This window comes from Microcystis sp. M53598_WE2, from assembly GCF_030067735.1.
In the GTDB taxonomy this organism is placed as follows: domain Bacteria; phylum Cyanobacteriota; class Cyanobacteriia; order Cyanobacteriales; family Microcystaceae; genus Microcystis; species Microcystis aeruginosa.
In genome coordinates this window covers 1-3,801 of sequence record NZ_JASJFE010000149.1, presented here as the reverse complement: position 1 = coordinate 3,801, position 3,801 = coordinate 1, and the positions used below count along the sequence as shown (strand labels likewise).

Genomic DNA, 3,801 nt, shown 5'->3' with positions numbered 1-3,801 from the left:
GGAATTTTCCACCCGATCACTCCGGGATCTGGCACTTTTTGGTTTCCAAAAAGTCTAAAAGTCTTATCCAACAAGGTTTTTAGATTTATTCAGCAAGCCCTAAATAATCAGTTTTTAATAACCGGATTTAGTATAACGGAAGATTTTTGCAGGAGAGCTTTTTAACTGGCTGTTAACTTAGTCATAACTTGGATACTGTATAATCCCTATGTCAAGTGTCCGTAATAAAATTTAACCTAATCAAGGTCTGAGTATCAGTTTTGACTTTATTGCCGAAAATATGAGTATTTCTCGCCGTAATTTCCTCACCTTTTTAACTGCCACTGCTGGTGTCTCTTTTTTCAGTCTGCAAGAGAAAAAATCTTCCTCTCTGATCAGCAGTCCTGCGATCGCTGCCAATAGTTTCGGGTTAAACTTTGCTGCAGTCAAACTGCCGATTCCCTTAAAAATTGACGGCATGAGCGATGAAAGCCAAAAAAGTGCCTATCAAACCTATAAAGTCCTAGATGATCTCGTTCTTCCGCAAGGATTCACCTATGATGTGCTGGCCCAGTGGGGGGATGCAGTGGGTGATTCCCGTTTCGGTTATAACAATGATTATCTATCTTTTATCGAAACCAGTGCGGGTCAAGGTTATCTAACCGTTAATTTTGAATATATCAGTGGTCGTACTTGGCTACAAACCTTTGAACAAGTGATTGGTAAAACCCTACCCGTCAAGGAAGTACGGGAAAAAACCAACGAAAAGGGTGAAATTGCCGCCTATCACCTGCAAGATGCCAGCTTAAAGGCAAAAATCGAGGAAATCTCCCTAGAAGGCCTAATTGATCAGGGAATTGGCGTAATTTCCCTGGCTAAAGATCAAACGGGAAAATGGCAACGTACCTATAGTAAAGCCGATCGCCGCATTACCGGTATCTCTGGACTAAAGGACGGTCACTACCTGAAAGCGACCGGTCCTGCTGTAGCAATTTTTACCAAAACCGATAAACTTGGCTACGATGACGGATTAGGGGCAAAAATTATCGGAACGTTGCAAAATTGCGCCGGGGGAACAACGCCTTGGGGGACTGTATTTAGTGCCGAGGAGAACTTTCAAGACCAAGTGACGGAGGTAGTGTTAAAAGATGGTTCCCCTTTGCATCCCGATACTACCCCCTTTATTCTCAATAGTTCGGAAGTGGATGGCCGGGGTAACGTCTTCGGGTTAGCGGGAAATAAATACGGTTGGATGGTGGAGGTGGATCCGGCCAATCCCGACGATTACGGCACAAAACACACTTGGTTAGGGCGTTTTCGCCATGAAGCGGTCGCTTTTCTCCCTCGGACGGGGCAACCCTTGGCGGTTTATTCAGGTTGCGATCGCAGAGGCGGTCATATCTATAAATTCGTTTCCGAGGGCAAAATTAGCGATATTAAGGCGAAAAATAACTCAAAACTCCTAGAAAAAGGAATGCTCTACGGGGCCAAATTCAACGCCGATAAAACCGGTTATTGGATACCCTTAAATCCCGACACGGAGATAAATCCCGTCCTACCGAGTCAAATTGCCGCTAGTCGCGGGGATGGGGTGGTAGCCTTGCCGAATCCCGAAAGAACGGTCAATGATACTAAATTACTGCTATTTAAGGACGATGAGGAGATTCTGGCCTACAAAGCTAAATATAAGACCCTCGCAGACCTGTATGAAGGTAATAGGACGGAAAAACAGGGGGCAATTCTCATCGATGCTCATTTTGCAGCTAACGCCGTTGGGGTCACTTGTACTGGTCGCCCGGAAGATACGGAAGTGGACGAGAATGGTACTTTATATATGACCTTTACCTCTGGTAGTCCCAGTGCAGCGGAGGGAGGAGCCGATAAGGAAATATTTAAGGGGCCAAATGGCGAAATACCCTACGAATTTGGTTGGATTATCAGCTTAAGGGAAGATAATAACGATGCTGCTTCCTTAAGTTTTCGTTGGGATGTGGTCGCTTATGGAGGGGAACCGACAGAGAAAGGTGAGGGTTTTTCTAATCCCGATAACCTCGCTTTCGATAAACAGGGAAATCTCTGGATGGTTAGCGATATTTCCACGGGTGGGTTAAATCGAGAGATGAAAACTCGTTATCCCCAAGGGGTCCCGGTTAGTCAACGGGATTTATTGGGGATTTTTGGCAATAATAGCGCTTGGGTGTTTGCCAAGGGTCAAGAGCATCCCTATCCTTTTGCTATCGCTCCCATGGATGCGGAATTAACGGGATTGTACTTTACTCCCGACCAAGAGACGTTATTTTTGGCAGTACAACATCCGGGGGAAGCGGGGGGAATTCGTCGGGATTTGGCCTTTGAAAACCGCAAATTTGCCCTTAAAACCACTAATGGGCAGGAATTTGAACAAATGCGACAAGTACCCCTAGGGTCGAATTGGCCCAGTGGTCAAGTTAATCAACCTCCCCGGCCGGCAGTGGTGGCGATTCGGCGAATTGAGTCAAAATCTGGATAATACATTTGTTTTAGATGATTGGTTTCCTTTGGGGATTTCTGAAAAACAAAAAAGGGGTCTTAGCCCCTTTTTTCCGGATTAGTTAGTTATTTTTTCGGCGATAACATCATCATCATGTTACGACCTTCTTTTTTTGGTGCTTGCTGTACCTCAGCCACATCCTGTAAGTCTTTGGCCATGCGCGCCAGTAATTCTTCCGCTAGGTTAGAGTGTTGAATTTCCCGGCCTCGGAAGGTAATCGTCGCTTTTACCTTATCTCCCGCTTTTAAAAAACGTTGCGCTTGGTTGACTCGCACGTTGTAGTCATGCTCATCGATTTTATAGCGCATTTTAACTTCTTTTATATCGGCTGTATGCTGTTTTTTCTTGGCTTCGCGGGCTTTTTTCTCCTGTTCAAACTTGTACTTACCATAGTCCATAATCCGGCAAACGGGAGGACTTGCCGTTTCACTGACGAGGACGAGATCAAGTTCCTTTTCTTCGGCCACGCGTAAAGCTTCGGCAGGAGTAATAATTCCTAGTTGAGAGCCGTCGCTATCGATAACGCGGATTTCAGGAAAGCGGATTCTTTCGTTAATTTGGGGGAGATCGCGAGTAGTGCGTCTTTTATCTATCACAGGCGTTCTGGGTTATCTCTATTCTAGTTAGTTAATCGGTTGGAGTTTACAAAATGATTTACTTGCTATTCTACCTACTCGATCGAGTTTCTTGGCCAATTGTTAAGTTTTCTTGCAATGTTAATTTTTAGCCGCCGGTCATCAGCCGCCGGCCGTCAGCCAGATAAGCTGTTGTCTATGGGTTTTGTTAGACTAAGACCCTATACTCTCAGGAATCGATCGGTAAGGTGCGTTCCCTTTGCGGCAGGTAACGCACCCGACAAAATCGGCGTAACCGCCCTACCTCTGTAAACCAATGTCTAGATTATAGTAGGACAGTATCAGGCGAAAGTTGAGAAGATTGTCCAGTATGGTTAAATGTTGCGCTGATGTTTTAATATTACCTATCGCCTAAAACTATGATTACTTATATTAAAATTCATGGCTTTAAATCCTTTCATAATTTTGAAATGGTATTCACGCCGCTTACTGTAGTTGCTGGGGTTAATGCTTCTGGTAAGAGTAATTTATTTGATGCTTTGCAATTGTTGGCGCGGCTGGCAGAAGTGGATCTGAAGACGGCTTTTAGCGAGCAAAGAGGACATCCTAGCGAACTTTTTACCCAATATGATGAGGACGACTACGCCACGGAAATGGAATTTATAGTTGAAATGTTAGTCAATCGCAAGGTAAAAGATAATTGGGGTGGGGAAGTCG

The 3,801-nt window shown here is 44.7% G+C and carries 3 protein-coding genes; 2 read left to right on the top strand and 1 reads right to left on the bottom strand.

Annotation, left to right across the window (positions count from 1 at the left end):
* Nucleotides 1–280: 280 nt before the first annotated feature.
* On the top strand, nucleotides 281–2,488 hold the full coding sequence (locus PX636_RS03340; protein ID WP_288116221.1) for a PhoX family protein: 2,208 nt from the start codon (nucleotides 281–283) through the stop codon (nucleotides 2,486–2,488).
* 86 nt (nucleotides 2,489–2,574) lie between these two features.
* On the opposite strand, the gene infC is transcribed toward PX636_RS03340, so the two are convergent.
* Nucleotides 2,575–3,105, bottom strand: coding sequence for a translation initiation factor IF-3 (gene infC, locus PX636_RS03335; protein WP_002797889.1), 531 nt, complete (start codon nucleotides 3,103–3,105; stop codon nucleotides 2,575–2,577).
* A 398-nt stretch (nucleotides 3,106–3,503) separates the two neighbouring features.
* On the opposite strand from infC, the gene PX636_RS03330 reads away from it, so the two are divergent.
* On the top strand, nucleotides 3,504–3,801 hold a 298-nt coding region (locus PX636_RS03330; protein WP_288116220.1), incomplete at its 3' end, for an AAA family ATPase.